Annotated in this window: 2 protein-coding genes; both read left to right on the plus strand. The window is 67.4% G+C overall.

Annotated features, from left to right (window positions below; all coding sequences use genetic code 11):
- Nucleotides 1-108 precede the first annotated feature (108 nt).
- Nucleotides 109-1608 carry an IS21 family transposase gene (istA, locus tag J0H39_00235; protein MBN9495152.1) on the plus strand — a complete coding sequence of 500 codons (1500 nt, stop codon included), beginning with the start codon at nucleotides 109-111 and terminating at the stop codon, nucleotides 1606-1608.
- A gap of 20 nt (nucleotides 1609-1628) precedes the next feature.
- Nucleotides 1629-2468, plus strand: coding sequence for an IS21-like element helper ATPase IstB (gene istB / locus J0H39_00240; GenBank protein MBN9495153.1), 840 nt, complete (start codon nucleotides 1629-1631; stop codon nucleotides 2466-2468).
- Nucleotides 2469-2592: the final 124 nt, after the last annotated feature.

A 2592-nucleotide genomic window follows, 5' to 3' on the forward strand; every position in this document is an offset into this window, starting at 1 on the left:
TGTGCACGGCGGTGAGAAAACCATCCAGTGAAGCGCCGGCGCTTGTGCGGGCGCGGGCGGTGTAAAAGTCGTCCACTGGATAGGCTGGCCCCTTTGGGGTCGGCGAGGATGTTCGCTGTGGAGGTCTACGCGGCGGTTCGCGATTTCGTTTTCAACCAGAAGCAGAGCCGACGGGAAGCGGCTCGCGTGTTCGGACTGAGCCGCGAGACGATCGCCAAGATGTGCCGGTTCTCGATCCCTCCGGGCTACACGCGCACGAGGCCGGTCGAGAAGCCGAAGCTCGGTCCGCTGCTGCCGGTGATCGAGGCGATCCTGGACGGGGATCGGGCGTCACCGGTGAAGCAGCGCCATACGGCGAAGCGGATCTTCGAACGTCTGCGGGACGAGCACGGCTTTGCCGGCGGCTACACGGTAGTGAAGGACCATGTGCGGCTTTGCCGGGCGCGCGGTCGCGAGACCTTCGTTCCGCTGGCGCACCCACCCGGTCACGCCCAGGTGGATTTTGGCGAGGCAACCGCGGTGATCGGCGGGGTGCGTCAGAAGATCCACTTCTTCTGCCTGGACCTGCCACAGTCGGACGCCTGCTTCGTGAAGGCCTATCCGCGGGAGACGACGGAAGCCTTCCTGGACGGTCACGTCTCGGCGTTCGGCTTCTTCGGCGGCGTACCGCTGTCGGTGCTCTACGACAACACGCGCATCGCGGTGGCGAAGATCTGCGGCGATGGCCGGCGCGAGCGGACGCGGGCGTTCACCGAGTTGGTGAGCCACTATCTGTTCCGGGATCGGTTTGGCCGCCCGGGCAAGGGCAACGACAAGGGCAAGGTCGAGGGGCTGGTGAAGTATGCCCGCTCGAACTTCCTGACGCCGATCCCGGTGGCGGCGAGCTTCGCCGAGCTGAACGCGATGTTGGCCGAGCGCTGCCGCCGGCGACAGGGCGAGCGGACTGGTCGACACGCGCAGACGATCGGCGAGCGTCTCTCGGCCGATTGTGAGGCCCTGCGCCCCTTGCCGGCGGTGCCGCTGGAGCCGTGCGAGAAGCGTGGTGGGCGGGTCTCATCGACGGCGCTGGTTCGCTACCGGTCGAACGATTACTCGGTGCCGACGGCCTATGGCTTCCAGGACGTGGTGGTTAAGGGCTTCGTCGAGGAGGTCGTGATCCTGTGCCGGGGCGAGGAGATCGCCCGGCATCCGCGCAGTTACGGGACCGGCGTGTTCGTCGCCGATCCGCTGCATTATCTGGCGCTGATTGAGGAAAAGCCGAACGCGCTCGACCAGGCGGCGGCGTTGCAGGGCTGGGACCTGCCCGAGGCCTTCCAGCACCTGCGCCATCTGCTGGAAGCGCGGATGGGCAATCGCGGCAAGCGCGAGTTCATCCAGGTGCTGCGGCTGATGGAGGCCCTGCCGCGCGATGTCGTGAGCTTCGCCGTCGGTGAGGCAATCCGGCTCGGCGCGATCGGCTTCGACGCGGTGAAGCTGATCGCGCTGGCGCGCCTGGAACGGCGTCCGGCCCGCCTCAATCTGGCGGCCTATCCGCATCTGCCGAAGACGGCGGTGAAGACGACCTCGGCCGCCGATTATGCCGTGCTCCTGCCGGGAGCCGCGGCATGATGGGCCCGGCGAAGGAGGCGATGCCGGCGGGCACCACCGCGGGAACGCCGCAGGTGCTGCTGGCACATCATCTCAAGCATCTGAAGCTGCCGACCGTGCTGCGCGAATACGACAAGGTCGCGCGGGAATGCGCCCGGGACGGCGTCGATCATCCCCGCTATCTGCTGCGGCTGGTCGAGCTCGAACTGATCGACCGGGAACGGCGCATGGTCGAGCGGCGGATCCGGGCGGCGCGGTTCCCGGCGGTGAAGAGCTTCGACACCTTCGACTTCACGGCGATCCCGAGCCTCAACAAGATGCTCGTGCTGGAACTGGCACGATGCGGCTACATCCTGCGCCGGGAGAACATCATCGCACTCGGCAACAGCGGCACGGGCAAGACCCATGTCGCTCTCGCGCTCGGGCTGGCCGCTTGCCAGAAGGGCTTCTCCGTTGCGTTCACCACGGCGGCTTCGCTGGTCAGCCAGCTCCTCGAGGCCCGCGACGAGAAGCGTCTGCTCCGGCTCCAGCGCGAGTTGCAGGCGGTCAAGCTGCTGATCGTCGACGAGCTCGGCTATGTGCCGCTGTCGCCGACCGGCGCCGAGCTCCTGTTCGAGGTCTTCTCGCAGCGCTACGAGCGCGGTTCGACCATCGTCACCTCGAACCTGCCCTTCGAGGACTGGACCTCGGTCCTCGGATCGGAGCGGCTGACCGGCGCGCTGCTCGACCGGCTCACCCACCACGTCAGCATCCTGGCCATGAACGGCGACAGCTACCGCCTCAGGCAATCCGCTGGCCGCCGGCGCGCCACCGCCGCGGCGGAGGAAACCCAGGCCGCCGTCGAAAACGCCGATCCTGAAACCGGCGAGATCATCGCCTGATCAATCCCGGCAGCGGATATGGCAAGGGCCCCGATCGGGGCCCTTGCCATATCCGCCGCTCCACGACGCCAGTGGCCTACTTTTGCTCCGCCACCCTGGCCTGGAATCCGACCGCCGTTGACAC

It is taken from the genome of Alphaproteobacteria bacterium (genome assembly GCA_017308135.1).
GTDB lineage: Bacteria > Pseudomonadota > Alphaproteobacteria > CACIAM-22H2 > CACIAM-22H2 > Tagaea.

Bases quoted from the DNA above. Each gene is read 5' to 3' on its own strand.
- istA (MBN9495152.1), top strand. From the start codon at position 109: ATGTTCGCTGTGGAGGTCTACGCGGCGGTTCGCGATTTCGTTTTCAAC.
- istB (MBN9495153.1), top strand. From the start codon at position 1,629: ATGCCGGCGGGCACCACCGCGGGAACGCCGCAGGTGCTGCTGGCACAT.